This is a genomic window from Pararhodospirillum oryzae (assembly GCF_007992075.1).
Taxonomy (GTDB): domain Bacteria; phylum Pseudomonadota; class Alphaproteobacteria; order Rhodospirillales; family Rhodospirillaceae; genus Pararhodospirillum; species Pararhodospirillum oryzae.
Genome location: NZ_BJZO01000060.1, coordinates 1 through 25,327 on the forward strand (window position 1 = coordinate 1; position 25,327 = coordinate 25,327).

General features: G+C 67.4%; 24 protein-coding genes. 17 read left to right on the forward strand and 7 right to left on the reverse strand.

Going from position 1 to position 25,327, the window contains the following annotated elements; genetic code table 11:
- The first annotated feature begins 150 nt into the window (after nt 1–150).
- The 13 genes from ROR02_RS11080 to ROR02_RS11140 all read left to right on the forward strand — a co-directional run bounded on the left by ROR02_RS11080 (nt 151) and on the right by ROR02_RS11140 (nt 14,509).
- Complete coding sequence (locus tag ROR02_RS11080) at nt 151–357, forward strand: YgaP family membrane protein (RefSeq protein WP_147164088.1); 207 nt, start codon at nt 151–153, stop codon at nt 355–357.
- 60 nt (nt 358–417) lie between these two features.
- Nucleotides 418–1,197: an AraC family transcriptional regulator gene (locus tag ROR02_RS11085; protein ID WP_147164089.1), complete on the forward strand. Its 780-nt coding sequence runs from the start codon at nt 418–420 to the stop codon at nt 1,195–1,197.
- A 183-nt stretch (nt 1,198–1,380) separates the two neighbouring features.
- The gene (locus ROR02_RS11090) at nt 1,381–2,232 is read left to right on the forward strand and encodes an ABC transporter permease (RefSeq protein ID WP_246135515.1); all 852 of its coding nucleotides are present in this window, start codon (nt 1,381–1,383) and stop codon (nt 2,230–2,232) included.
- Entirely contained in the window at nt 2,222–3,730 is a 1,509-nt protein-coding gene (locus ROR02_RS11095) for an ABC transporter ATP-binding protein (protein WP_147164090.1), read from the forward strand. Before ROR02_RS11090 ends, ROR02_RS11095 begins: the two co-directional genes overlap by 11 nt.
- Nucleotides 3,731–3,880: 150 nt before the next feature.
- Nucleotides 3,881–4,684 carry a division plane positioning ATPase MipZ gene (locus ROR02_RS11100; protein WP_147164091.1) on the forward strand — a complete coding sequence of 268 codons (804 nt, stop codon included), beginning with the start codon at nt 3,881–3,883 and terminating at the stop codon, nt 4,682–4,684.
- Nucleotides 4,685–4,891: 207 nt separating this feature from the next.
- Nucleotides 4,892–5,773, forward strand: a complete 882-nt coding sequence (gene galU / locus ROR02_RS11105; RefSeq protein ID WP_147164092.1) for a UTP--glucose-1-phosphate uridylyltransferase GalU — start codon at nt 4,892–4,894, stop codon at nt 5,771–5,773.
- Between the two features lie 78 nt (nt 5,774–5,851).
- A complete protein-coding gene (locus ROR02_RS11110) occupies nt 5,852–7,168 on the forward strand; it encodes a UDP-glucose dehydrogenase family protein (RefSeq protein WP_147164093.1) in 1,317 nt (438 codons plus the stop codon).
- Between the two features lie 67 nt (nt 7,169–7,235).
- A complete protein-coding gene (locus ROR02_RS11115; RefSeq protein ID WP_147164094.1) occupies nt 7,236–8,870 on the forward strand; it encodes an alpha-D-glucose phosphate-specific phosphoglucomutase in 1,635 nt (544 codons plus the stop codon).
- Nucleotides 8,870–10,258, forward strand: a complete 1,389-nt coding sequence (gene pgmG / locus ROR02_RS11120) for a phosphoglucomutase/phosphomannomutase PgmG (RefSeq protein WP_147164095.1) — start codon at nt 8,870–8,872, stop codon at nt 10,256–10,258. The genes ROR02_RS11115 and pgmG overlap by 1 nt, the downstream gene beginning before the upstream one ends.
- A 366-nt stretch (nt 10,259–10,624) precedes the next feature.
- Nucleotides 10,625–11,866: an O-antigen ligase family protein gene (locus ROR02_RS17450; protein ID WP_147164096.1), complete on the forward strand. Its 1,242-nt coding sequence runs from the start codon at nt 10,625–10,627 to the stop codon at nt 11,864–11,866.
- 144 nt (nt 11,867–12,010) lie between these two features.
- Nucleotides 12,011–12,526, forward strand: coding sequence for a 5-(carboxyamino)imidazole ribonucleotide mutase (gene purE, locus ROR02_RS11130; protein ID WP_147164097.1), 516 nt, complete (start codon nt 12,011–12,013; stop codon nt 12,524–12,526).
- Nucleotides 12,527–12,534: 8 nt separating this feature from the next.
- Nucleotides 12,535–13,653, forward strand: a complete 1,119-nt coding sequence (locus ROR02_RS11135; protein WP_147164098.1) for a 5-(carboxyamino)imidazole ribonucleotide synthase — start codon at nt 12,535–12,537, stop codon at nt 13,651–13,653.
- A gap of 94 nt (nt 13,654–13,747) precedes the next feature.
- A complete protein-coding gene (locus ROR02_RS11140) occupies nt 13,748–14,509 on the forward strand; it encodes a PleD family two-component system response regulator (RefSeq protein WP_147164099.1) in 762 nt (253 codons plus the stop codon).
- 69 nt (nt 14,510–14,578) lie between these two features.
- Here the strand turns inward: ROR02_RS11140 and ROR02_RS11145 are convergent, their stop codons facing one another.
- A complete protein-coding gene (locus ROR02_RS11145) occupies nt 14,579–15,175 on the reverse strand; it encodes a DUF1013 domain-containing protein (protein WP_147164100.1) in 597 nt (198 codons plus the stop codon).
- Nucleotides 15,176–15,571: 396 nt separating this feature from the next.
- The gene (locus ROR02_RS11150; RefSeq protein ID WP_147164101.1) at nt 15,572–16,606 is read right to left on the reverse strand and encodes an NAD(P)H-quinone oxidoreductase; all 1,035 of its coding nucleotides are present in this window, start codon (nt 16,604–16,606) and stop codon (nt 15,572–15,574) included.
- 155 nt (nt 16,607–16,761) lie between these two features.
- Between ROR02_RS11150 and ROR02_RS11155 the strand changes: the two genes are divergently transcribed.
- The 3 genes from ROR02_RS11155 (at nt 16,762) to ROR02_RS11165 (ending at nt 18,448) form a co-directional block, all read left to right on the forward strand.
- On the forward strand, nt 16,762–16,983 hold the full coding sequence (locus ROR02_RS11155; protein WP_147164102.1) for a DUF1192 domain-containing protein: 222 nt from the start codon (nt 16,762–16,764) through the stop codon (nt 16,981–16,983).
- A complete protein-coding gene (locus ROR02_RS11160) occupies nt 16,980–17,759 on the forward strand; it encodes a 3-hydroxybutyrate dehydrogenase (protein WP_147164103.1) in 780 nt (259 codons plus the stop codon). Before ROR02_RS11155 ends, ROR02_RS11160 begins: the two co-directional genes overlap by 4 nt.
- 197 nt (nt 17,760–17,956) lie before the next feature.
- Nucleotides 17,957–18,448 (forward strand): acyl-CoA thioesterase, encoded by a 492-nt coding sequence (locus tag ROR02_RS11165; RefSeq protein ID WP_147164104.1) that lies wholly within the window; start codon nt 17,957–17,959, stop codon nt 18,446–18,448.
- Between the two features lie 160 nt (nt 18,449–18,608).
- Here ROR02_RS11165 and ROR02_RS11170 read toward each other — a convergent pair whose 3' ends face one another.
- Nucleotides 18,609–19,499 carry an EF-hand domain-containing protein gene (locus tag ROR02_RS11170; RefSeq protein ID WP_170245082.1) on the reverse strand — a complete coding sequence of 297 codons (891 nt, stop codon included), beginning with the start codon at nt 19,497–19,499 and terminating at the stop codon, nt 18,609–18,611.
- Between the two features lie 195 nt (nt 19,500–19,694).
- Here ROR02_RS11170 and ROR02_RS11175 point away from each other — a divergent pair, with 195 nt between their 5' ends.
- The gene (locus ROR02_RS11175) at nt 19,695–20,360 is read left to right on the forward strand and encodes a TetR/AcrR family transcriptional regulator (RefSeq protein WP_147164106.1); all 666 of its coding nucleotides are present in this window, start codon (nt 19,695–19,697) and stop codon (nt 20,358–20,360) included.
- A gap of 123 nt (nt 20,361–20,483) precedes the next feature.
- Here the strand turns inward: ROR02_RS11175 and ROR02_RS11180 are convergent, their stop codons facing one another.
- The 4 genes from ROR02_RS11180 to ROR02_RS11195 are packed head-to-tail and all read right to left on the reverse strand — an operon-like array spanning nt 20,484 to nt 25,043.
- A complete protein-coding gene (locus tag ROR02_RS11180) occupies nt 20,484–22,352 on the reverse strand; it encodes a PAS domain-containing sensor histidine kinase (RefSeq protein WP_246135516.1) in 1,869 nt (622 codons plus the stop codon).
- A gap of 35 nt (nt 22,353–22,387) precedes the next feature.
- A complete protein-coding gene (locus ROR02_RS11185) occupies nt 22,388–22,810 on the reverse strand; it encodes a hypothetical protein (RefSeq protein ID WP_147164108.1) in 423 nt (140 codons plus the stop codon).
- A 14-nt stretch (nt 22,811–22,824) separates the two neighbouring features.
- Nucleotides 22,825–23,349, reverse strand: a complete 525-nt coding sequence (locus tag ROR02_RS11190) for a chemotaxis protein CheW (RefSeq protein ID WP_147164109.1) — start codon at nt 23,347–23,349, stop codon at nt 22,825–22,827.
- Nucleotides 23,346–25,043 (reverse strand): GGDEF domain-containing response regulator, encoded by a 1,698-nt coding sequence (locus tag ROR02_RS11195; protein ID WP_147164110.1) that lies wholly within the window; start codon nt 25,041–25,043, stop codon nt 23,346–23,348. Before ROR02_RS11195 ends, ROR02_RS11190 begins: the two co-directional genes overlap by 4 nt.
- Between the last annotated feature and the right edge of the window lie 284 nt (nt 25,044–25,327).

Consider the following 25,327-nt stretch of genomic DNA (forward strand, 5'->3'; position numbering starts at 1 on the left):
TTTGAGGGCACCGCAAGGACTCCGGGGCAATCGGTTCACCCGATTGCCTCGGGGGCACCCTTGCGTGGTTGGGGTTTGAATATAAGGTTTGGCTAATGTATAAGGGGAGGCAGGGGCGATGGGGCCTCGTGCGCAAAATGAGGTTTTGTCATGTCGATTGATCGTGTCGTGATGGCGTTCGCCGGTGGCGTTATCGTGCTCACGGTGGGGCTGGCCCTTTTCGCCGGGCTCACCTGGACCTTGTGGATCACGGCCTTTGTCGGCCTGAACCTGACGCAAGCGGCGTTCACCGGCTTTTGCCCGCTGGCCATCGTTTTGAAACGAGTGGGGGTGCGCCCGGGCATGGCGTTCCACTAAAGGGAGCGCGGAGCGGAGCGGCGGTCTCGCCCCGGGAGCGGGGGAAGTGTATAACAAGCCATGAGCTTTCGCCGCCGCCTCTTTCCGGATTTCGAGGTTGCCCATATCGATGGCACCGGTCTTGCCTTCGAGAAGCACACCCATGACGAGTTCGTGATCGGCGTCAACATTCAAGGCGAGGAACACGTGTGGCTGGATGGCCACGAAATGGACGTGGGCCCCGCCCATGTCACCTTGTACAACCCTGGCGAGGTCCAGGCCGGGACGGTGCAAGGCGGGCCGTGGCGGTTTGTCAGTTTTTACGTGCCCCCGGCGGTGCTGCCGGCCTTGATCGGTCTTCCGGCCCACGTCGTGTTCGCCCGCCCGATCCTGGGCGACGCGGTCCTGGCCACGACCGTGCGGGCCCTGGCCGACGACGCGCTGGCCGGTGTCCTGGACGAAGGCGAGATCGGCGAGCGGATGGTGTCCGTGCTGGCCGGCCTGTTCCGGGTGGCGGGGGCGCGGCCGTCCCGGATCGGGCGCGCAAGCCCGCCGGTGGCCCGGGTGGCCGAGCGCCTGCGCGACAGCCTGGAGCAGACCCCTTCCTTGCAGGCCCTGGCGGCCGACGAGGGCCTGAGCGCGGTTCAGCTGGTGCGCGCGTTCCGTCGCGCGCACGGCCTGCCCCCCTTGGCCTGGTTGTTCCAGCAGCGCCTGCACGAGGCGCGCCGTCGTCTGACCCGGGGCGAGCGGCCGGCCCTGGTGGCCGCCGATCTGGGCTTCGCCGATCAGGCCCATCTGACCCGCCGTTTCAAGGCCGCGTTTGGCGTCACCCCGGCCCGGTGGGCGAAAGGGGGCGACTGACCCCGGGCCGTCCGAACGCGGCCCGGCACGGCAAAAGGGGGGCGGCCGTTGCTCCAGGGCGGGGCGTGGGCTAAGGTCCCTCGTGTCTTGGCCGGAGTCCGGGAGCCGGCTTGCGCGCCGCTCGGCTGACGCTCTTCCCCCCCGGCCTTCGTTTCCTTTCTCTTGTTGACGAGAGTCCCGCCCGTGACACCAGCGCATTCCTCGCAAGGCGCGGCCCTTGGCCTTGGGCCCGCCTCCATCCTTTTGTCGTTGACCCGCCATTGGCATCTGGTGCGGCGCATGGCATGGCGGGATGTCCAGGCACGTTACCGGGGGTCGCTGCTGGGGGGAGCCTGGACGGTTCTGGTCCCCCTGATCATGCTGTCGGTGTACACGTTCGTTTTCGGCTTCGTGCTGGAAATGAAATGGGGCGCCTCGATGCCCGGCACGGGCAACCGCATGGAATCGGCCCTGGTTTTGTTCTCGGGCCTGATCTGGTTTTGGATGTTCGCCGAGGTCATTACCCGCGCCCCCGGTCTTGTGCGTGAAAACGTCAATTACGTGACCAAGATTGTCTTCCCCCTGCACATCCTGCCCTGGGTCGCGGTGCTGGCCAGTTTGTTCAATTTCACGGTATCAACCGCTATTTTGCTGATCGGGCAGGTGCTGATCATGGGGCCGCCTCCGCCCACGGCCCTGCTGGCGCCGCTGATCGTCGCGCCGTTTGTCCTGCTGCAAGTGGGGCTGGGCTGGTTCCTGGCGTCGTTTGGCATGTTCGTGCGCGACGTTGGTCACGTGGTCGCGGTGGGCGTGCAGGCCTTGATGTTCCTCAGCCCGATTTTCTATCCGCTGGAAGCCCTGCCCGAGGAGGTGCGCCCGTATTATTACCTCAACCCGCTGACGTTCGTCGTGGTGCAGTTCCGGCGCATCTTGCTGCAAGGCGAGATGCCCGACTGGACGGGGCTGGGGCTTTACAGCCTGCTGGCGGTCGCGGTCGCCTGGCTGGGGCTGGCGTGGTTCTTGAAAACCCGCAAGGGGTTCGCCGATGTCATCTGACATGTTTTCCGAGGTCAGCTTGCGGGTCCGGGGCGTGACCAAGGACTATCTGATCTACGAGCGGCCCGAGGACCGCCTGAAGCAGATGTTCCGGCGCAAGCACCGGTACTACACCGCCTTCCCCGCGCTCAAGGGGGTGGATCTGGAGATTTACCGGGGCGAAACCGTGGGCGTGGTGGGCCGCAACGGCTCGGGCAAGACCACCTTGCTGGAAATCATCGCCGGCACGCTGAGGCCCTCGGCCGGCACCGTCGAGGTGTCGGGGCGGGTCGCGGCCCTGCTGGGCCTGGGCGCGGGCTTCAATCCCGAGTTCACGGGGCGCGACAACGTGGCCTTGAATGCCGCCGTCCTTGGCCTGGGCCCCGGGGCCCTGGCGGCGGTGTTCGACCGCATTGCCGCCTTCGCCGACATCGGGCCATTCCTGGACCGGCCCGTGAAGACCTATTCCAGCGGCATGTTCGCGCGTCTGGCCTTCGCGGTGGCCATTCACGTCGATCCCGACATTCTGATCGTCGATGAAACCCTGTCGGTGGGCGACGAGGCTTTTCAGCGCAAGTGCTTCCGCCGCATCGAGGAACTGAAGGCGGATGGCTGCACCATCTTGTTCGTGACCCACAGCGCCGAAACCGTCATCGACCTGTGCGACCGCGCCGTGCTGCTGGACCGGGGCGAGCGTCTGCTCATGGGCAGCCCGCGCACGGTGATCGCCCAGTACCAGCGCCTGATTCATGCCCCCGTGGCCAAGGCGGCGGCCATCCGCGAGGGGATCCGCGCCATGGATGGCCAGGCGGCGGCCCTGGCCCTGGCCCGGGTGCACGAGGCCCCGGCCCACGACGCCCCGGCCCACGACGCGCCCTCGCGTCCGGTGTCGGAGTCGGGGGGCAACACGGACGACGCCCCTGCCCAGGCCGAGGCCTCTCTTCCGGGCGAGGAAGAGGACGACGCCTTCCTGGTCGACGATTTCCAGTCGGAAAACGTGGTCGAGTTCCCGGCCGCCGGCGCGTTGATCGAGGATGTTCACGTTGAAACCCCGGGCGGCCGGCGCGTTAACCATTTGGTCGCTGGTCATGATTACGATCTTGTCTATCAGGTCACGTTCGCCGGCGCGGTGGAGCGGGTTCGCTTTGGAATGCAGATCCGCACCAGCACCGGGTTGGTGGTCGCGACCCAGAATTCGCAGACTGAAACCGAGGAAGGTCTTTCCATTCCCGAGGCGGGGATGGTGCGCGAGGTGAGGTTCCCGGTTCGGGTGTCCCTGGTTCCTGGCGTCTATTTCATGAACGCCGGGGTCGTGACCACCGATGCCGATGGGAACAATCGGTACTTGCACCGGTTGGTCGACGTGCTGGCCGTGCGGGTCCTGACACCACCGCGTCAGACGGCTTCGGGGGTGATTTTGATCGAAGGCAGCCGCCCCGTGCGGCTGCGGCGGTTTCCCCCCGGCGAGCCGCCGACCGGCTCGGGGACGGACGAAAGACTGTCGCCGACGCACGATTGACAACCGTCTTCGCTTGCCTGAAGGGTTGCTTTCGGCGGCGGTCGCCGGTTGACGGGCCGGTGGCGGCGCTTGGAGGGACTCCGGTTGAACGCGGAAAGGCGAGCTTTCCCAAGTGACAACCGGGCGAGGGCAGGGGGGAAAGGCAAGGGCATGGAGCAGGGACGGCAGACCTCGGGCAAGGCCCGCGTCATTGTCGTGGGCAACCAGAAAGGCGGCTCGGGCAAGTCCACGGTGGCCATGCATCTGATTGTCGGGCTCGCCCGCTCGGGCAAAACCGTGGGGTCGGTCGACCTCGACGCCGGGCAGGCCACCTTGACCCGCTATCTGGAAAACCGCCTGGCCTTCGCCGAGAAGCGGGGCATGGAGCTGCCATCCCCCGAACACGTGCCCCTGGCGCCGGGCCATAACCCCGAGGCCGACCAGCGCCGGCTGGAACACGTCATGCTGGCCTTCCACGAGCAGGTCGACGTGGTGGTCATCGATACCCCCGGCACCGACACGGCGCTCGCGCGCTGCGCCCACAGTCTGGCCGACATCCTGATCACGCCCCTCAACGACAGTTTCGTCGATCTGGATGTCCTCGCGCGCGTGGATGGCGATACCATGGCCGTTCTGGGGCCCAGCCCCTACGCGGCCGCCGTGTGGGAGGCCAAGCAGCTGCGCGCGCGGCGCGACGGGGGCGCCATTCGCTGGATCGTGCTGCGCAACCGCTTGTCCCACCTGGATGCCCGCAACAAGCGCGAAATGGAAGAGGCCCTTTCCGATTTGTCGCGCCGCATCGGCTTTACCGTGATCCCCGGCCTGGGAGAACGAGTAATCTATCGGGAATTGTTTCTTAATGGACTTACCCTTCTTGATTTGAAGGACCAGGGAACCGGCATTGACATGAAAATGTCGCATGTGGCCGCGCGCCAGGAATTGCGCGGCCTTCTTTCCGCGGTTGGCGTGGAATAGGGGCCGTCGCGGCCCCGGGACCGGGCGCACCGTGCGCGCTGGAGCCTGAAATACACGGCTTTTCTTGCCCGGACCGGCCCTCAAGGCACGGGTCGCCTCTTGCAGTCGGGACGGGGCCGTGGCATTAACGCGAGCACCGTGGACGGCCCGAAACAGGCCCAGCGCCGTTGTGGGTTCGTCCGACCCCACTCGCAATGAGGGATTCGCATGTCTCGACGTGTGCGTAAGGCCGTATTTCCGGTGGCCGGAATGGGCACCCGCTTTCTGCCGGCGACCAAGACCATGGCCAAGGAAATGCTGCCCGTCGTCGACAAGCCCCTGATTCAGTACGCGGTTGAAGAAGCATCGGCCGCCGGCATCGATCATTTCATTTTCGTGACCGGGCGCGGCAAGTCGGTTTTGCTTGACCACTTCGACCATATGCCGGAGCTGGAGGCCTTGCTGAAGGAGCGCGGCAACTTCACCGTGCTCGATAACCTGCTGGGCGCCAAGCCGCCGCCGGGCAAGGTGTTTTCCACCCGTCAGCAGCAGCCCCTGGGCCTGGGGCATGCGGTCTGGTGCGCGCGCGCCTTCGTGGGCGATGAACCGTTCGCCGTGCTGCTGCCCGACGACCTGGTGCTGTCGGAAACGCCCTGCATCAAGCAGCTGCTTGACGTGCACGAGAAGGTTGGCGGCAACGTGGTCGCGGTCGAGGACGTGCCGCGCGAGCGCACCAACAAATACGGCATCCTCGACGTGGTCGAGGACGACGGCACCCTGGCCCGCGCCCGGGGCCTGGTCGAAAAGCCGGCCCCCAACGTGGCGCCCTCGACCATGGCCATCATCGGCCGCTACGTGCTGGAGCCCGGGATCTTCGCCCAGCTTGAAAGCGTTCCGCGCGGAGCCGGCGGCGAAATCCAGCTGACCGACGCCATGAACGCGATGATCGATTCCGTGTCGTTCCATGGCCTGCGCTACGAGGGCCGCCGCTACGACTGCGGCGACAAGGTTGGGTTCTTGCAAGCCAACATCGCCTTTGCCCTGGCGCGCGACGACATGCGCGATCCGGTGCGGGCCATGCTGTCGGAATACACCCAGCAGGGTTCCTGATCTTGCTTCCCCGGCGTCCCGGCCCCCGGAACGGGGGACCGGGCGCCGCCCTTGCCTCCTTGCCATAGGGATAGGACGATGCGTATCGCCATGATCGGCACCGGGTATGTTGGGCTGGTGTCCGGGGCCTGCTTTTCCGAGTTCGGCGTCAATGTCGTGTGCGTCGACAAGGACGTGACCAAGATCGAAGGCCTGCGCGATCGCGGCGAGATCCCCATCTACGAGCCTGGCCTGGACCAGCTGGTGGCGTCGAACGCCGCCGCCGGCCGCCTGTCGTTCACCACCGACCTGGCCGAGGCGGTCCGGAGCGCCGACGCGGTGTTCATCGCGGTGGGCACGCCCAGCCGGCGCGGCGATGGTCACGCCGACCTGTCGTATGTCTATGGCGCGGCGCGCGAGATCGCGGCCGCCATGGACGGCTACACGGTGGTGGTGACCAAATCGACGGTGCCGGTGGGCACCGGCCGCGAGGTCGAGCGCATCATCCGCGAGACGCGTCCCGACGCGGATTTCGATGTGGTCTCGAACCCCGAGTTCCTGCGCGAAGGCTCGGCGATCAACGACTTCATGCGCCCCGACCGGGTGGTGATCGGCACCGAGTCCGAACGCGCCCGCGCCGTCATGCGCCAGCTTTACCGGGTGCTGTACCTGATCGAAACGCCGATCCTGTTCACGGCGCTGGAAACCTCCGAGCTGATCAAGTACGCCGCCAACACCTTCCTGGCGGCCAAGATCACCTTCATCAACGAAATGGCCGACCTGTGCGAAAAGGTGGGCGCCGACGTCCACGACGTGGCGCGGGGCATTGGCCTGGACGGCCGCATCGGGCGCAAGTTCCTGCACCCGGGGCCGGGCTACGGCGGGTCGTGCTTCCCCAAGGACACCCTGGCCCTGGTCAAGACCGCCCAGGATGCCGGCTCGCCCCTGCGCATCATTGAAACCGTGGTCGACATCAACACCAGGCGCAAGCGGGCCATGGCCGACAAGATCATTGCCTTCATGGGCGGATCGGTCGAGGGCAAGACCGTGGCCGTGCTGGGCCTGACCTTCAAGCCCAACACCGACGACATGCGCGACAGCCCCAGCCTGGACATCGTGCCCGCCTTGCAGGCCGCCGGCGTGACGGTGCGGGCCTTCGACCCCGAGGGCATGGCCGAGGCGGCCAAGCATCTGTCGGGGGTCGAGTACGCCGAGAATGCCTATCAGTGCATGGACGGGGCCGACGCCCTGGTCATCCTGACCGAATGGAACGAATTCCGCGCCCTGGATCTGGCCCGGGCCCGCACCTTGCTGCGCGAGCCCGTGGTTGTCGACCTGCGCAACATCTATAATCCCGAAGACATGGAAGCCCAGGGCTTCCGCTACAGCTCGGTGGGGCGCCGTCAGATCGGCTGACCCGCCTTTCCTTAGTCCCGGGTCCCGCGCCTCGCGCGGGACCGTTCGTCACGCGAAGGAAGACGTCATGGCCGATCGGGTGATCGAGGTCGCCACCACGCCGTTTTTGTGCCAGAAACCGGGCACCTCGGGCCTGCGCAAGACCGTGAGCGTGTTCCGCCAGCCCCACTACGTGGAAAACTTCGTTCAATCGGTGTTCGATGTCCTGGACGGGCTGGCCGGCCAGACCCTGGTCGTGGGCGGCGATGGCCGCTTTTATAACCAGGAAGCCATCCAGGTTATTTTGCGCATGGCGGCGGCCAACGGCGTCGGCCGGGTGCTGGTCGGGCGCGACGGGCTGCTGTCGACGCCGGCCGCCAGCTGCGTCATCCGCCGTCACGGGGCCTATGGCGGCCTGATCTTGTCGGCCAGCCACAATCCGGGCGGCCCGGCCGGCGATTTTGGCATCAAGTACAACATTGGCAACGGCGGCCCCGCCCCCGAGCGCGTGACCGAGGCCATGTTCGCGCGCTCGCGCGAGCTGACCCAGTACCGAATCCTGGAAGACGAAACCCCGGTCGATCTGTCACGCGACGGCGATACCCAATTGGGCGCCATGCGGGTGAGCGTGATCGATCCGGTGGCCGATTACGCCGAGCTGATGGAAACCCTGTTCGACATGGAGGCGATCGCCGGGTTGTTCCGGGATGGTTTCACCATGCGCTTCGATGCCATGCATGCCATCACCGGCCCCTATGCCCACGCCATCTTGGAAAAGCGCCTGGGCGCGCCGGCCGGGACCGTGGTCAACGGCACGCCCTTGAAGGATTTCGGCGGCGGTCATCCCGACCCCAACCTGACCTACGCCCACGACCTGGCCGAGCTGATGTTCGGGCCCGATGCCCCGGACTTTGGCGCGGCCAGCGATGGCGATGGCGATCGCAACATGATCCTGGGGCGCGGCGTTTTCGTGACCCCCTCCGACAGCCTGGCCGTCCTGCTCGCCAACGCCGAGCTTCTGCCGGGCTATCGCGGCCGGGTGAAGGGGGTGGCGCGTTCCATGCCCACCAGCCGCGCCGCCGACCGGGTGGCCGAGGCCATGGGCCTGCCGTGCTACGAAACCCCCACCGGCTGGAAGTTCTTTGGCACCTTGCTTGATGCCGGCCGCGCCACCTTGTGCGGCGAGGAGAGCTTCGGCACCGGCTCCGATCACGTGCGCGAAAAGGATGGGCTGTGGGCGGTGCTGGCGTGGCTCAACATCCTGGCCCAGCGCGGCGAGACGGTGGCGGGCATCCTGACCGGTCACTGGCGCCAGTTCGGGCGCACCTATTACACCCGCCACGATTACGAGGGGCTGGACAAGGCGCCGGCCGACGCCTTGATGGCCGACCTGCGGGGGCGCTCGCTGGTGGGCGAGGTCTTCGCCGGACAGCGCGTTGTGCTGCATGACGATTTCGCTTATACCGATCCGGTGGACGGATCGACGAGCAGCGGGCAGGGCATCCGGGTGCAGACCGAGGATGGCTCGCGCCTGGTGGTGCGCCTGTCGGGCACGGGTACCCAGGGGGCGACCTTGCGCCTGTACATGGAACGCTTCGAGCCCAACCCCGAGCATCACCACCACGATGCCCAGGACGCCCTGGCCGACCTGATCGCCGCCACCCGTTCGTTGCTGGCCCTCAAGGCGCGTTTTGGCGCCGAAGATCCCACGGTGATCACCTGATGACTTCCTCCCACGTCTTCCATCCCACCATCCTGCGCGCCTACGACATTCGGGGCATCGTGGGGGAAACCCTGTTCGAGGCCGACGCCCGCGCCCTGGGGGCCGCCTTCGGCACCCTGGTGCGCCGCGACGGCGGCAAGGTGGTGTGCGTTGGCTACGATGGCCGGGTCAGCTCCCCCGCCCTGGAAGCGGCCCTGGTCGAGGGGCTGGTGTCCACGGGCGTGGGCGTGCGCCGGGTCGGGCGCGGGCCCACCCCGATGCTGTACTTCGCGGTCAAGACCACGGGGGCCGACGCCGGCATCATGGTGACCGGCTCGCACAATCCGCCCACCCACAACGGCTTCAAGATGCTGTTCCAAAGCCGGCCGGTGTTCGGGGACGATATCCGGACCCTGGGCACCCTGGCGGCCACGGGCGACCTGGAAACCGGGGACGGCACCGTCGAAACGGTGGACCTGCAAGACGCCTATGTCGAGCGCCTGCTGGCCGATTTCACCCACCCCGAGGCCAGCGGCCTGCGCGTGGCGTGGGACGCGGGCAATGGCGCGGCGGGCGAGATCATGAGCCGGCTGGCGGCACGGCTGCCCGGCCAGCACCGGCTGATGTTCGCCGAGATCGATGGCACGTTCCCCAACCACCATCCCGACCCGACCGAACCCGAGAACCTGGAGGATCTGCGCCGCGCGGTGGCCACCGACAAGGCGCACGTGGGCATTGCCTTCGACGGCGACGGCGACCGGATCGGCCTGATCGATGGCGACGGGCGCATCTTGTGGGGCGACCAGCTTTTGATGCTGCTGGCGCGTGATATCCTGGCCACCCGGCCCGGGGCCACGGTCATTGCCGACGTCAAGGCCAGCCAGACCCTGTTCGACGAGGTCGAGCGTCTGGGCGGCCAGCCCCTGATGTGGAAAACCGGCCACTCCTTGATCAAGGTCAAGATGCTGGAAACCGGGGCGCCCCTGGCCGGCGAAATGAGCGGGCACCTGTTCCTGGCCGACCGGTATTACGGATTCGACGATGCCTTGTACGCGGCGGTGCGGCTGCTTGATCTGATCGCGGCGTTGCCCGGTTTCGATCTGGCCGCCGTTCACCGCGCCTTGCCGTCGGCCATCAACACGCCCGAGCTGCGCTTCCCCTGTGCCGAGGAGCGCAAATTCGCGGTCATCGACGAGGTTGCCGCCCGCCTGAAGGCCGGGGGCGCCACGTTCTCGGACGTGGACGGGGTGCGGGTGCGCAATGCCCATGGCTGGTGGCTGCTGCGGGCGTCCAATACCCAGGCGGTGCTGGTGGCCCGCTGCGAGGGCGCGACCGGGGCGGATCTCGACGCCCTGAAGGCGGACCTGACCGCCCATCTGCGCGAGGCCGGGCTGGATCTTCCTTCCTAGGGTTTGTCCGGGAAAAGGGAACACCGCTTTTCCCGAAAAGACAAACTCAAACAAAAGGATCCAGAGTCCGTCCGCTTCGGCTTGAAACGGACTGTGGAAGGAGAGGAAGCCACCGGGCGGACTCCAGGCTCAAGGGTCGCACGGAACGAGAGGGCGAAAAACCGCCGAGGGGTGGGAGTGCCGAAGTCGGGGGAAGCCCCTGGCGCGGCGCTCCTGGCCGTTTTGGATGGTGGACGTTCTTCCCGATTGCGTTTTATTCTTTTTTAAAAACGTGAACGGCCGGCAAAAGCGGCGTTCTTTTGCGGCGCGTCTTGCCAGGGGAGGGGCGGTGTCATCACGGGACAAGCAAGGTCCGCAAGAGGCAACATGACCCGGATTGGCTGGCTGGCGCTGGCGCTTTTGGCCAGCGTGCCTTTCACGGCGGTTCACGCCCACAGTCAGGTCATCTTGCCGGTGGGGGTGCTGGCCCTCACCGGGCTGTGGCGTCTCGCGCGCGAGCCGGGCACGGGGGCGTTCCTGGCATCGTGGGTTCGCAGCCCCGTGTTCGTGTGCTGCGCCTTGTTCGCGGCGTGGGTCATGATCAGCGCGGCGTGGTCTCCCGCCAGCGGCACGGCGTTGTGGCGGCCGTTTGTCACCGTTCCCGGCATCCTGGGGGCGGGGCTGCTGCTCGGGCGGGCGCTGGCCCCCTTGCCGCCGGGGGATCCCCTGGGGCGCTGGGGCACGCGGGCCCTGGCGGCCGGACTGCTGGGCGGCGTGGGATCGTTCTACGCGGGCCTTGGGGTGCGCGTCGTCGATCCGGGGGTCTTGCCCTTCGCCTTGCCCGATCCCCTGCCGCCGTTATTCGTGTTCAATCCCGCCGTGTCGATCTGGACGCTGTTGCTGTGGCCGGCGGTTTTGCTGTTTCTGCGCGAGGGACGGGGAAAACTCGCGGCCGGTCTGGGGGTGGCGCTGGCCTCGGTCGTGCTGCTGTCGGAGTCCGAGGCGTCGAAGGTGGCGTTGCTGGCCGGAGGCGTGGCAAGCGCGATCGCCCTCGCCCTGCCCAGGATCACCTGCCGCGCCGTGGCCTGGGGCGCGGCGGCCGGGTTCCTGGCCTTGCCCCTGGCGGTGACCCGCCTGCTGAGCGATGGCACCCTCGCGGCGCTGGCCCCGGGGCTGGGCTTCTCGGTGCAGCACCGGCTGCTGATCTGGCGCTTCGTGACCGAGCGCATCTTGGAACACCCATGGGTGGGGTGGGGGATCGGCGCCAGCCGCGCCTTCAAGGGCGCGCCGGTCGAGGCCCGGATTTTCACTCCGGATCAGGGCTGGCAGACGCGCATGGTCGATGCCTTGCCCATTCATCCCCACAACATGCCCTTGCAGATCTGGTTCGAGACCGGGCTGGTCGGCCTGCTGCCGGTGATCGCGGGCCTGGCCTGGGCCGGCTGGCGCCTGGGCCGGCGAGACGGCCCCCCCCGGAGCGAGCGGGCCTTGCTGGCGGGGGTGTTGGCGACCGGGGTGGCCTTGTCGCTGGGCAGCTACGAAGCATGGCAGGCGTGGACTCTCACCAGCGGCCTGCTGGCCGCGAGTCTGACCAGTCTGGGGCACAAGGCCGGCCCGGGAAGGGGATGAGGTGGCCGGCGCGTTCCTGTTCTTTTGCCCACCCTCATGGTCCGCCTCGCGCGCGCAAGCGGGACTGGACAGGGGGCGGGGGGAATGCGATCCTCCCGCCGTTTTTTTGCCCCGTGTTGTCTCTTGTCACCAGGAATCGTTGCCATGACCGCCCCGCCTGATCCTTCTTCCGACCGTCCCCTGGTCGGGGTCATCATGGGCAGTCAGTCGGACTGGTCCACCTTGTGTCACGCCTGGGAAGTGCTGGGGACCCTGGGGGTTCCGGCCGAACGGCGCATCGTGTCGGCGCACCGCACGCCCCAGCGCCTGGTTGAATACGCCACCCAGGCCAAGGAACGGGGCCTGCGGGTGATCATCGCCGGGGCCGGGGGCGCCGCCCACCTGCCGGGCATGGTCGCGGCCATGACCACGGTGCCGGTTCTGGGCGTGCCGGTGGAAAGCCGGGCCCTGTCGGGGCTGGACAGCCTGCTGTCGATCGTGCAAATGCCGGGTGGCGTGCCGGTGGGCACCCTGGCGATCGGCAAGGCGGGGGCGATCAACGCGGCCTTGCTGGCCGCCGCCATCCTGGCCCCCGATCTCCCCGAGGTCGAGGCCGCCCTGGTGGCGTGGCGCGAGGCGCAGACCCGGGCGGTGGCCGAGATTCCCCTGGACGAGGCGTGAGGCGCGCCATGAGCCACGCAATCCACAAGCCGATCGGACCCGGGGGCTGGCTGGGCATCCTGGGGGGCGGACAACTGGGGCGCATGACCGCCCTGGCGGCGGCCCGCCTGGGCATTCGCTGCCATGTGTTCACGCCCGAAAGGGAAGGGCCGGCCGAGCAGGTGTGTGCGCGCGCGACCATCGCGCCCTATCAGGATCTGGTGGCCCTTGACCGCTTCGCCCAATCCGTTGACGCCCTGACCTTCGAGTTCGAGAACGTGCCCGCCGCCAGCCTGGCGGCCCTGGAGCACAACCGCCCCGGCGGGCGGGTCCTGCCCCTGCGGCCCGGGCCCCGCGCCCTGGAAATCGCCCAGGACCGGGTGCGCGAAAAAACCTTTTTTGGCGAACTGGGCATTCCCACCGCGCCCTGGCATCCCATCGACGGCCCCATCGCCTTGCAAGCCGCCCTGCTGGCCGTGGGCGGCCCCGCCATCTTGAAAACCAACCGGCTGGGGTACGATGGCAAGGGACAGGTGCGCCTGAAGCCCGGGGACGACGCCACCGCCGCCTGGAATGCCCTGGGCGGCGTGCCGGCGGTGCTGGAAGGCATGGTGCCGTTTACCGCCGAGGTCTCGGTGATCATCGCCCGTGGGGTCGATGGCGCCACCGCCTGCTTCGAGCCCACCGAGAACGTGCATCGGAACGGCATCTTGCACACCAGCACGGTGCCCGCGCGCCTGACGCCGGCGCAGATCGAACAGGCCAAGGCCATCGCGCTGACCGCCGCGCGGGCCCTGGACCTGGTGGGGCTGCTGGCGGTCGAGCTGTTCGTGGCGCCCGACGGCGCCTTGCTGGCCAACGAAATGGCGCCCCGGCCCCACAACAGCGGGCACTGGACCATGGACGCCTGCCATGCCGACCAGTTCGAGCAGCTGGTGCGCGCGGTGTGCGGCTTGCCGCTGGGCGATCCCGGCCGCTTTCGCCCCATGCGCATGACCAACCTGATCGGGGTGGACGCCGAAACCTGGCCGGCGATCCTGGCCCGGCCCGGGGCGCGTTTGCACTTGTATGGCAAGGCCGACTGTCGTCCGGGGCGCAAAATGGGCCACGTGAACGATCCTTTCGACCCGGCCGGCGACGCGCGGTAGCCGGGGAAGGCAAGAAGCCGAGTTTCCCTCTTCTTGATTGGCCCGTCCCTCGCTACACTCCCCGGAATCCTATGCCAATCCGGGAGACGGAAACATGGCGCGTGATGACTATAATGCTCTGATCGAGGCCGAGTTCCGGGAGGAGCTGCGCGATACCATTAGCGAGCTTGAAGTCACGATCAGCAACGTCAAGTCGAACAGTGTTCCTCCCCGCCAAGGAACGGCGCGCATCCGCACCATTGTCGCCAGAATCGACCGTCTGGCCGTGGCCATGGATTTCTCGCTTCTCGCCTTGACGTTGCGTCGCTTCACCGATTACCTCCATGACATGGAAGAGCCTTCGGAAGGCAACCTGGGCGATTTCAATATCTTCGCGGATATCCTGGGGGGGTTGCTGAGCGGGGAAATCGACGCCGGGGCCAACGAAGCGGAATTTTTCCGCAGTCTGCCCGCCCGACGCCCGGTCGATCTGGGGGACGTGGCCCATCTGAACGTCGAGGTTCTGCTGGTCGAACCGCAGCGCTCCAGCGCCAACATCATCGCCCGCGAGCTGCATCAGTGCGGCTACAAGGTCACCAATGCCCGCACGGCTCGGGAAGGGCTGGACCTGACGGCGCGAACCCGCCCCGATCTGGTGATCTCATCGGCGGTGCTTGATATCCTGTCGGGGGTTGACCTGGGATGCGCCCTGGCGGCCATGCCGGCCACCGAGAAAATTCCGTTTTGCATCCTGACCAGCTTCGAGCGCACCCACCCCTTTCTGACCCGTTTGCCGCAAAGCTGCGGGTATCTGCACAAGGGGTCCAACTTCGGGGTTGATCTGTCGAACGAGCTGCAACGGTTCGGCCTGATGTGAAAACGCGGACCGGGGGGAGCCGGTCCGCGCTCGACAAGGCGGCGGCCCTGGGCCGCCCCCGCTCCTTCCTCAGTCGTCGTGCCCTGCCTCGAAGGAGGGGGCCTCTTCCGTTCGGCCGGTGTCGAAGGCCGGCGGATCGACGCGCCGCGCCGGCGGCGACAGGATGATGGCCTTTTCCAGATCCGCCTCGGTGCACAGGCCCAAGGTCACGGGATTGCGCGGCTTGATGTTGGCCGCGTTCCAGTGGCTGCGATCGCGAATGGCCAGAATCGTCGGCTTGGTGGTGCCCAGCAGCTTGCAGATCTGCGCATCCGAGATTTCGGGGTGGTTCTTGAGAATCCAGGCAATGCCGTCGGGCCGGTCGTGACGCTTGGACACCGGGGTGTAGCGGGTGCCTTTGTTACGGGACTGGGGCAGGGAATCGTCGATCACCTTGAGGCGCAGTCTGGCGCCGGAATCTTTTTCGCAGCGCTGGATTTCCGCCGCCGTGACCTGGCCCTTGGCGACGGGATCAAGGCCAGTGATCCCAACCGCCACTTCGCCATCGGCGATGGCCTGCACCTCAAGCGCATGCATGCCGCAGAACTCGGCGATCTGTTCGAAAGTCAGGGTGGTGTTTTCCACCAGCCAGACGGCGGTCGCCTTGGGCATCAGGGGCAGGGCCATGGTGTCTCCTCGCACTCGGGGCAACGCCCATAGGGGCGCTTGGGTCGGCGTCTTGTCTATCCTGGGCAGGAGCGAGTCCGCTCTTGCCGCTGGCAACGCAATCAACAAAAGAGGTGGGCGTCCTCGAAACAAATCCCTGGGCCCCGGCGAGGCGCCCCGGGATCCTTCGAGCCCGGTTCGGTCCTCGGGGGCGGGCCCCAGGGCGCGGCACGACCGGCTCCTTGCCGCGTGATCCGGCAAAGGATCAGGCAGGGCCCTTCGGGGTCGGATTGAAGGGAGGGGCCACCCCGGAAGCCTGGGTCCGTGGAACCTGGAGCCCCGTCGCGCAAGGCCCCCCACGTCCGGAGCCAGGCCGCCGGCGCACTCCCTCCCATATAACCTTGCCCGCCCTCCGGGTCAAATCCCGGCCGGCTCGGAGGCGTCGGTTTTTTGCACGGCCAGAACGATTTTTCCGATATGGGTCGAGGCTTCCATCATCCGGTGGGCTTCCGGCGCCTCGTCAAGCCCGAAGACGGCATGCACCGGGGGCGCCAGCCGGCCCTGGGCCAGTTCGGGCCACACCCGGTCGCGCAGGGCGGCCGCGATGTGGGCCTTCACGGCAACGGGGCGGTTGCGCAGGGTCGAGCCGGTCAGCACCAGCCGCTTGAGCATGACCCGCATCATGTCGAAGCTGACCTTGGAGCCATTGAGAAAGGCGATCGAGACCCGGCGCCCGTCCTCGGCCATCAGGCCCACGTCGCGGCCCACGTAGTCGCGGCCCACCATGTCGAGGATCACGTCCACGCCCCGGCCGTCGGTCAGGGGGCGCAAGACCTCCTCGTAGACTTCCTCGCGGTAGTTGACGGCGCGTTCGGCGCCCAGGGCTTCACAGGCGCGGCATTTTTCGGCGCTGCCGGCGGTCACGAACACGCGCGCGCCAAAATGCCGGGCCATCTGGATGGCGGTGGTTCCGATCCCGCTGGAGCCGCCATGGATCAGCAGGGTTTCGCCCGCTTGCAGGCGTCCGCGCTCGAACACATTGTGCCAGACGGTGAACAGGGTTTCGGGCAGGGCGGCCGCCTGGACCAGGGTCAGGCCCGGGGGCACCGGCAGGCACAAGCCGGCCTCGGCCACGGCGTATTCGGCGTAGCCGCCGCCGCTCAAAAGCGCGCACACCGTTTCGCCCAGGGCCAGGGATCCGGTGTCGGGGCCCAGGGCGACGATCGTGCCCGCCACCTCCAGCCCCGGCAGGTCCGAGGCGCCGGGAGGGGGAGGGTAGCGGCCTTCGCGCTGCAACACGTCCGGACGGTTGACGCCGGCCGCCGCCACCCGGATCAGCACCTGGCCTTCGCCGGGGCGGGGGCACGGGCGCGAGACAAGGCGCAAGGTGTCGGGCCCCCCCTTGCCGGCGATCTCGACACAGTGCATGGTTTCGGGCAGGCCATCGGTCATGGGATGCTCCTGGAGACAACGGGAAAGGGAAAAACTTCGCCCCGGCCGGGTCTCGCCCAGGGGCACCCCGTGCAGTGTGGCGGCGGCGACGGAAGAGCGCAACCCGGCTCGTCCTTTCGCCGCCAGGAAGACGGACCCCAGCCCGGGAGACACGCATGGAGCCCGACGAACCCTTGTCCCGTCCCGCGGCCTGTCGCCAGATTCCGGCGGTGCTCGACGACATGAGCCAGAAGGATCTGGAAGATCATATCGCCGCCCTCGAAGCCGAAATCGTCCGCACCCGCGCCCATCTGGCGGCCCGGGGCGGGCAGCGTGCCCAGGCCGAACAGCTGTTCAGGTCCGGCCCCTTGTCCCGCCAGACGGAGAATGCCCCATGACGAAACGACGGGCCCTGATCACGGGATCGACCAGTGGCATCGGCCTGGGGGTCGCCCAGGCCCTGGCCGCCGCCGGTCACGACGTGGCCCTCAGCGGCTTTGGCGACCCCGAGGCGATCGAACGCCTGCGCCATGACATCGAAACGTCTCATGGCGTGCGCTGCACCTATCGCTTCGCCGACCTGAGCGATCCGGCCGCCTGCCGCGCCCTGGTGGCCGATACCGCCGCCGATCTGGGCGGCCTCGACATCCTGGTCAACAACGCGGGCATCCAGCACGTGGCCCCGATCCCCGAGTTCCCCGCCGAGAAATGGGATCAGGTGATCGCGGTCAACCTGTCGGCCGTGTTCCATTGCAGCGCGGCGGTGCTGCCCGGCATGATCGAACGCGACTGGGGGCGGATCATCAACATCGCGAGCGCGCACGGCCTCGTGGCCAGCGTGAACAAGTCGGCCTACGTCGCGGCCAAGCACGGGGTCGTGGGGCTCACCAAGGTCGCGGCCCTGGAAAACGCCAAACGCGCCATCACGGTCAACGCCATCTGCCCGGGATGGGTGCTCACCCCCCTGGTCCAGCGCCAGATCGAGGCCCGCGCCGAGGCCGAGGGCAAGAGCATCGAGGAGGCGAGCCAGGATCTGCTGGGCGAAAAGCAGCCCTCGGGCCGGTTCGTGACCCCGGAGCAGATCGGCGCCATGGCCGTGTTCTTGTGTTCGGATCCGGCCGCGTCGATCACCGGGACCACCTTGTCGGTGGATGGCGGCTGGACCGCGCAGTAACCCGACTGTCCCGTTGCCCGGGGGCCAGGCGCCGACTTTGGCGCGGGGCCCCCGGGTTTCTTCCCCTCGACCGACCCGCTTCCGGCCGTTCTCCCTGTCGGACGCGCCCATGGTCCGGGTGCGCTTACGGTCGGGTGTGCCCACGGTCGGGTTTGCCCACGGTCGGGTTTGCCCACGGTCGGGTTTGAAGGTGTTCCATGTCCGCCGCCTGCGACTCCATTCCTTGCGCTGATTCCCTGGCCCTGCCGGGGGAGGATCTGGCCTATCCCTATCGTCTGGCCATCCAAACCCGATGGGGGGACCTGGATCCGTTCGCCCATGTGAACAACGTCACCTATTACCGCTTTTTCGAGGCCACCCTGGTCACGTTCCTGGAGGAAAAGGCCGGCCTCGATCTCCTGAGTGCCCCGGTCATCCCCTTCGTGGCCGAAAACCGCTGCCGGTTCTTGCGTCCGCTTGCGCGAACGGGGGGTGGCACCTGGGTGGAGGGGGGCTTGCGCGTCGCGCGCCTGGGGACCACCAGCGTGACCTATGGCCTGGCCCTGTTCGCCTCGGGCACCGGCGAGGTGGCGGCGCTGGGCGCCTGGGTGCAGGTGTTCGTGGAACGGGCCAGCGGACGGCCGGCACCCGTGCCTCCTTCGGTGCGCACGGCGCTGGAAACCCTGGGACGGGAGACCACGGCGATCTGAACACTCCGCCGGCCTGGAGCCCCCGGGATTCCAAAGCAGGATTTCCGGGGGAAAACGGGCTTGAAGGGACCGTCTGGCCTGCCTGGCTTCCACTCCCGCCGGCCAGACGGTTCTCCGGGGGCCGGGCCTCCCCCTGCCAGGGGAGGCCCGCGCCGGACGGCTACACCACCATCGCCGAGCGGGTCGTGGCCTGGTTCGACTGGACGGTCTGGCTGTAGGCCATCAGCGTTTGCTGAATCAGGCTTTGCGCCCCGAAGGTGGCGCCGTCCGAGGTGGTGCCGCTGCTGTCATCCGTGGCCCCGTCGCTGCCGAGCGAGGAAAGCAGGCTTTCAATCCCGCTCGCCTGCCCGCCGCTGGTGGCGGCGGCCCGTTCGGACGCGCTGACGATCCCATCCTTGTTGGTATCGAGGGGGTCGTAGTCCTCCTCGCTGTCGGCGCTGCTCACCGCGCCCCCGCCCCCAGCCGGCGGGGCACCGCCTCCGGCCGGCGCGCCGCCGTCCCCGGCGGGCGGCGGTGGCGGCGGCGGCGCGGCGGCGGCCAGCTCGGAGGCGCTGACCACGCCATCCTCGTTGGTGTCGAGTTCATCGAACACTTCCTGGGCATCGGCGCTGCTCACCGAACCCGAGCCGCCCGCCGTCGAGGCGCCGGTGACGGCCGAGGTGAACTCTTCCTCGGTCAGGCTGCCGTCGCCATCGCTGTCCATGCTGGCGAACATGTCTTCCACCGACATCATGCCGGCGCCACCTTCTTGCGCCTGCAACAAGGCGCTCGCGGTGTCGCTGTCCATGGGAGGTGGCGGCGGCGGTTGGAAGGCTTCCATTTCCTCTTGGGAAACCTCGCCGTTGCCGTCCGTGTCCATCTGGGAAAACACGTCCTCGACCGAGGGACCGTTGTTGCCGCCCGGCATGTTTTGCCTGTCGGCCTTCATCTCCTCCAGGCTCAATCCCCCACTGCCATCCGTGTCGGCGGACTGGAAGCGTTGGGCCCGGGTGAGGCTGTTTGCGGCCATCGCCAGGCTGTAGCTTGAAGAGCTTGTGCCTTCGACGTTCATGATTGACCTCCTGAAACACGCGATCTCCCCTCCTCGCGGAGGCGAGCGGGCCGGGAACCCCGCCCGGCCTGTTGAGTGCATGCAATCAGGGTGGACAGTCGGGTTTCAAATATCCATTCGACGCGGCTGTCCTCCCGGGAAGGAGCGCAACCGGCTCCTTCGCATGGACCGCACACAAGGAGGCAGGACGACGCCATGACCACAAAAGAGCGCCTTTTAGAGGCGGCTGTCATAGAATTCTCGGAAAAAGGGTATCACGGGGCCACGATCCAGGCGATTGTCTATCGGGCCGGCGCCAATCAGGCCGCGGTGAACTATCACTTCGGCAACAAGGCGAAGCTCTACGAAGCCGTCATGCGCCACGCCATGGCGCGCCTGATCAGACTGCGCGACGATCCCTTGCCCGGCTGGCTGGAAACCCCGGATCCGGTCGAGGCCCTGGTCCGCGACCTGTTGAGCGAAACCGTGATGCCGGCAGGGGAGCGGGCCTTGCTGCACCGTTTGTTCGCCTGGGAACACCTGGCGTCCAGCGGTGTGCCCGGGGTTGACCCCCGCGCCTTGATGGACGGCCACTTTCACGCCGTGGCCGCGCTGCTCGCGCGCGAGACCGGGGCGCGTGCCGATGACCCCGAGGCGGAAAGGGACGCGGTCTGGGTCATCGGCCAGTGCGCCGCCTTCAGCCGGCATAGCATGTTGCGTCAACACGCCCGCGCCCTGGAAACCAGCGACGAGACGGCTTTTTTCGAGGAAAGCGTGGCCTGGTTGCTGACACGCGTGCGGGCCGGTCTGGCGCTGAGCCGGGCCGGCATCGAACAACAGGCCGGCTTATCCCGTTCTCCGAAGGTCGCCGCCTGCTCATAATAAAAACTGGTGTTTCCGATCCGGCGAAAGAGAAAAACTTCTGCTGGAAAGTTCAGTGTAATTTTATTGGGTTGTGTCACGCAGAAAGCGTGAGGCAGCCGTTTATTGATCTTATTTACTTTTCTATAGGGGTCTGTCGGGCAGGGTCAGGGTAAACGTGCTGCCTTCCCCGGGATGGCTGTTCAAGGTGAGCGTGCCGCCATGCAAGGCGGCCAGACTGCGGCACAGGGGCAACCCCAGGCCGGTTCCCTCGTGATGGCGGGATTTTTCCCGCTCGGCTTGCACAAAAGGCTCGAAAATCCGTTCCTGGTCCTCGGGATCGACGCCAATTCCGGTGTCTTGGACGCGCAGGCGCATTTCCCCCCCGGTCCATTCGGTCCGGACCGTGATGGTTCCGCCCGCCGGCGTGAACTTGACGGCGTTGGACAGCAGGTTGATCAGGATCTGCTTGAGCGCGCGGCGGTCGGCGACAACCAGGCAGCCCCCGCAGTCGGACGGAGGCACCACCAGGGCCAGGTTCTTTGCCTCGGCGCGGTCGCGGAGCAGGGCAACGCTTTCTTGCACCAGGGCATCGGCGTTGATCAGCTCGGGGGTCACGCTGACCGTGCCGGTTTCAATGCGGGCAATGTCGAGAATGTCGTTGATGATGTCGAGGAGGTGGTGGGCGCTGGAAACGATATCCGCCCCGTACTCCCGGTAACGCGCGCCGAGGTCGCCGAGAAGGGCGCCTGAAATCACCTCGCTAAAGCCGATGATGGCATTCAGCGGGGTGCGCAGTTCGTGGCTCATGGTCTGCAGGAACAGGGATTTGGCCTGGCTGGCCGCGACCGCCTGATCCTTGGCCTGTTTCAGGGCTTCTTCCTCGGCCCGCCGGCGGCCGATGTCCTCGATATGGAAAATGAACAAGCCCGGCTCGGCGCCGGTCATGCCCAGGGGGGAACAGGTGGTCTGAACCCAGGCCCGTTCGCCCGTGCCGGTCAACAAGGCGTGCTCGCGGGGCGGCAGCGGTTCCGGACAGGGAACAAGGCAGGCCCGCAACCACGCCATGTCCTCCTCGCGACGATCCCCGGGGAACAGATCCAGCACCAGCCGGCCCAGGAGGTCGTCGGCCCGCATGTCGAGAATCGTGGTCAGGGCGCCGTTGACCTGGACAAAGCGTCCGGCGGTGTCGACAAGCGCCATGCCCACCGGCGTCTGGTCGAAGACCAGCCGGAAGCGTTCCTCGCTGTCGCGCAGCAGCTGGTGGGTGCGCAGGGCCTGTTCTTCGAGGCAGGCCTGGGTGGTGATGTCGCGGGCCGTGGCGCTGAAGGCTTCCACCGCGCCGTCGGGTGAGAACACGGCGCGCCGGCGCCACAGCAGATGGACCCGTCGTCCGCTGGGGCGGACCAAGGTGGCGCGCAGGTCGTGCATCGGGCTGAAGCGGGTAAACAAGGCCAGATGGCCATCCAGGGCAGCCCGTTCGTCCACCGGCGTCAGATCACGCAGGCGCAGCCCCAGCATCTCGGGCGGCGTGCGGTCGAACAGCGAGGCAAACCCCTGGTTCACGAAGGTGATGGTGGTGTCGGCCAGGCATCGGCACAGCATTTCGGGCTGTTCATCGACCGCCTGCCGGAAGCGTTCGCGGCTGTCGCGAATGCGGCAGGGCAAACAGCGTTCGTCGCTGATGTCCGCCACGGTGACCAGGTATCGGATGCCGTCCGGGGTTTGCGTGCGCCCGGCGGTGAACGAAACATCCAGGGATCCGCCCCCAAGGCAGCGCATCGTGGCCGTTCCGCTGGTGGGCGCCATGCGCGGCAGATACTCGGGGAAACCGGTGATAAGCCCTCCCGGCTCCAGCACGTACAAGAAGCCATCCAGGCGGCCTTGAAGGTGCTCGCGCGGGAAGCCGGACAAACGGGCCAGGGCGGGGTTGACCCAGATCAAGGCGCCGTCCTCGGCATAGAGGGCCATCGCCATTTCCGCATCGTCAAGAAGATGCTGCCACGAGGTCATTCCACTCACCCGCTGTTTTCCTTTGTCGCCAGGTGTCAGGGAGTTCGTTCCTTCCCCGGTCCGGCGGACGGGGAAGAGGGGGCCAGGAAGCCCTCCGGTTCAAGGATCAGGCAAGCACCCTGGTCCGCGAGGGCAAGCGCGACCGCGCCGGGGACGCGCAGACAGGCGGCCAGCAACGAAGGCAACGGAAAAATCGACGTCAACGCCCAGTGTTCCAACCGCACCGGGGCGCCGACGGCCAGCCAGTGGGGGGTCTCGTCCGCCCCCCGGAAAGCCAGAAGCCGGGGGGTGTCCTCGTGGGTTTCCGGCAATCCCAGGCGGCCGGCAAGGGCGGGCACCGTGGGGTCGTCGCTGTCCCCCAGGGCCACGACATGCCGGGCCTCAACCGCGAGAAGATGTCCCCCGGCCCGGAAGCACACCAGGGGAAGGCTTTCCTGCCCAAGGTCGGGTGGGACCATCGTGCTCGCGCCCCCTATAAATGAGCACTGCAATAGTCACCCAGCAGGCGCTCGATATCCAACACCAAAACGCCCTGATTGCGAAACGGGAAGATCGACAGGGCCCAGTTTCGCAAGGGATCGGGAAGCGTCGGGGGAGGAGGTTGCAAGGCACTGTCGGGTACATCCATGACTTCTTCCACCCGGTCGACCCGCAGCCCGGCCTGAACGGATCCCCCTTTTCCGATCAGGATTCGCGAGGGCTCGTCGGGCGCGGGGGGAGGCAGGTGGAGCAGGGTTCTCAGGCACAGCACCGGTTCGATGTCGCCGCGCACGTTGATGACGCCCTCCAGCCCGGGAGGACAGCCGGGCAGGAAGAAGGCCGGCGTGCCGGGCAGGATCTCGCGGACCTGCCGTCCGGGAAAGGCCAGCCACTCGCGGGCAAGCCACGCCACCACCAGCTTGGTCCGGGGTTCGTCCACGTCGACCACCGTCGCGCGGCTGGCGTGGGCGCGCCGGGCCAGCACCTGGTCCAGGGAGGGCGGACGACCGGGGCTCATGGTGGCGTCTCCGGGGTTGACACGACAACGCGGTTACGGCCCGCGCGCTTGGCCGCGTACAAGGCCTGATCGGCCCGTTCCAGCAGGCGGTGCGCCGTCGCGCCGCCCACCAGACCGGTCAGTCCGGCGCTAAAGGTGCACGAAAAATCCTGCTCGGCGCCCTGGAAGCGGATGCGTCCGAAGTCCCGGCGCAGGTTGTCGATCAACACGGCGCCTTCCTCGGGCCCGATGTTGTGCAAGATCAGGGCGAATTCCTCGCCCCCATAGCGGCCCACGGTGTCGGAGGAGCGCAGGCGCTGTTGCAGCAGGCGGGCCAGCGCCACCAGAACCTGGTCTCCCACCGGGTGGCCGTGGGTATCGTTGACCATCTTGAAGCGGTCCACGTCGATCATCACCAGGCACAACTGAGTGGATTCGCGCCGGGCCGTGGCCAGGGCCGATTCCAGGAACTGCAGCATGAAGGTGTGATTGAACAGGCCGGTCAGGCTGTCGCGCACCATCAGCGATCGCAGCGTGCGCATGCGCTCGGCGCGCAGGGCCACGGCGCTGATCAGGTCCTCGGGCTGGATGGGCTTGGTCAGGAAGCCTTCCGCGCCCACGCGCAAGGCAGTCACCTGCTTGGCCTTGTTGGTCTCGCTTGACAGGAACACGATGGGCAGGCTGATGAATTCCGGCACCTGCCGGATCACGCGCGACAGATCGCGTCCGCTGCACGTGGGCATGTACATGTCCATCAAGATCAGGTCGGGCTTGAACTCCCCCAGGGTTTCCAGGACCAGGGCAGGGTCGTGGAGCAGGCGCGTGGTCATCCCCACCTGTTCCAGGATGAAGCTGTGGTAGGCCGCGACCTCGGGTTCGTCGTCCACCACCAGGACCCGGAACGGATCCGGCTCCTGGCCCAAGGTCAGGGCATCCAGGCATTCAACAAGATCAATCGCCTTGACCGGCTTGGGGAAATACGCCTCGCCCCCCGCCTGGACGGCGCGCAGGCGGGCATCGAAATCACGCCGGGCCGAAATGAAGACCACCGGCGGCGGGTTGCGCATGTCGCGGTGCAAGGTCGCGATCATGTCGGTTCCCTGCGAGTTTCCCGACGGGAAGATAATGTCCATGACCACCGCGTCGGGCCGCATGGCCAGCACGGCGGCGCGCAGGTTCTCGGGACTGGTGAACACGCTGATCGAGTAGCCGAAGCAAGCCAGCTGGGCGCCCAGTTGCTCCGCCATCAGTTCCTCGTCGTCGCAGACGTAAACACGCTTGCGATCCTGGCGGGGCAGGGGCGCGACGGCCTGGAAGTCGGGAACCTCGGGGGCGGCGGCCGCCTCGGCGTCGGCGCAGGCCCGCGCCAGGGCCAGAAGCTGGTCCAGGGCATGCTCAAGGGCCGGCAGCAGGGCCCGCACGCGCGCCGCCCGGCGCGGGAGATCGGTGTCCTCGCTGTCTCGTACCGTCAACACCAGGGCCTCGCCCGCCGCCGCCGCCGTGCTGAGGTCGGGCAGGTTGAACGAGGCGGCCGTGCCCTTGATGCCATGAAAGGTCCGGCACAGGTCTTCCAGGCTGGTTTCCAGGTCCTCGGGCGCGGTGGCGAGGCGTGCGCACAAGGCGCGCCCCTCGCCGAGGGTGTCGGGGAGCTTGGTCAGAAAGGTTCGGCGCAGCTGACGGACCTTCTCGCGCAGCGAGGGAGAACGTTGGCTCATGACGTCAAGTCCGCTTTCCCGAAGGAGGGGCGGACGCAAAGCCTCCCCGGGCGTTGAAAACCCCTGGTCCGGTCGAGTGTCCGGCCACGGCCCAAGACAAGATCCATGGAAAGTGTGATCCCGAAGCCGGTTTTCGCAAAGGAAGAACCGCTTTTGGCCAGGGCACTTCGATGCCGGTGGGCAGCGGTCGTCCACACCATCAATCGGGTGAACCGATTGCCCTGGCGTTTTTTCGAGGCACTCAAGCGCCGGGCGCGCACTCCGTGTGCTTGGCTCACGCGGCA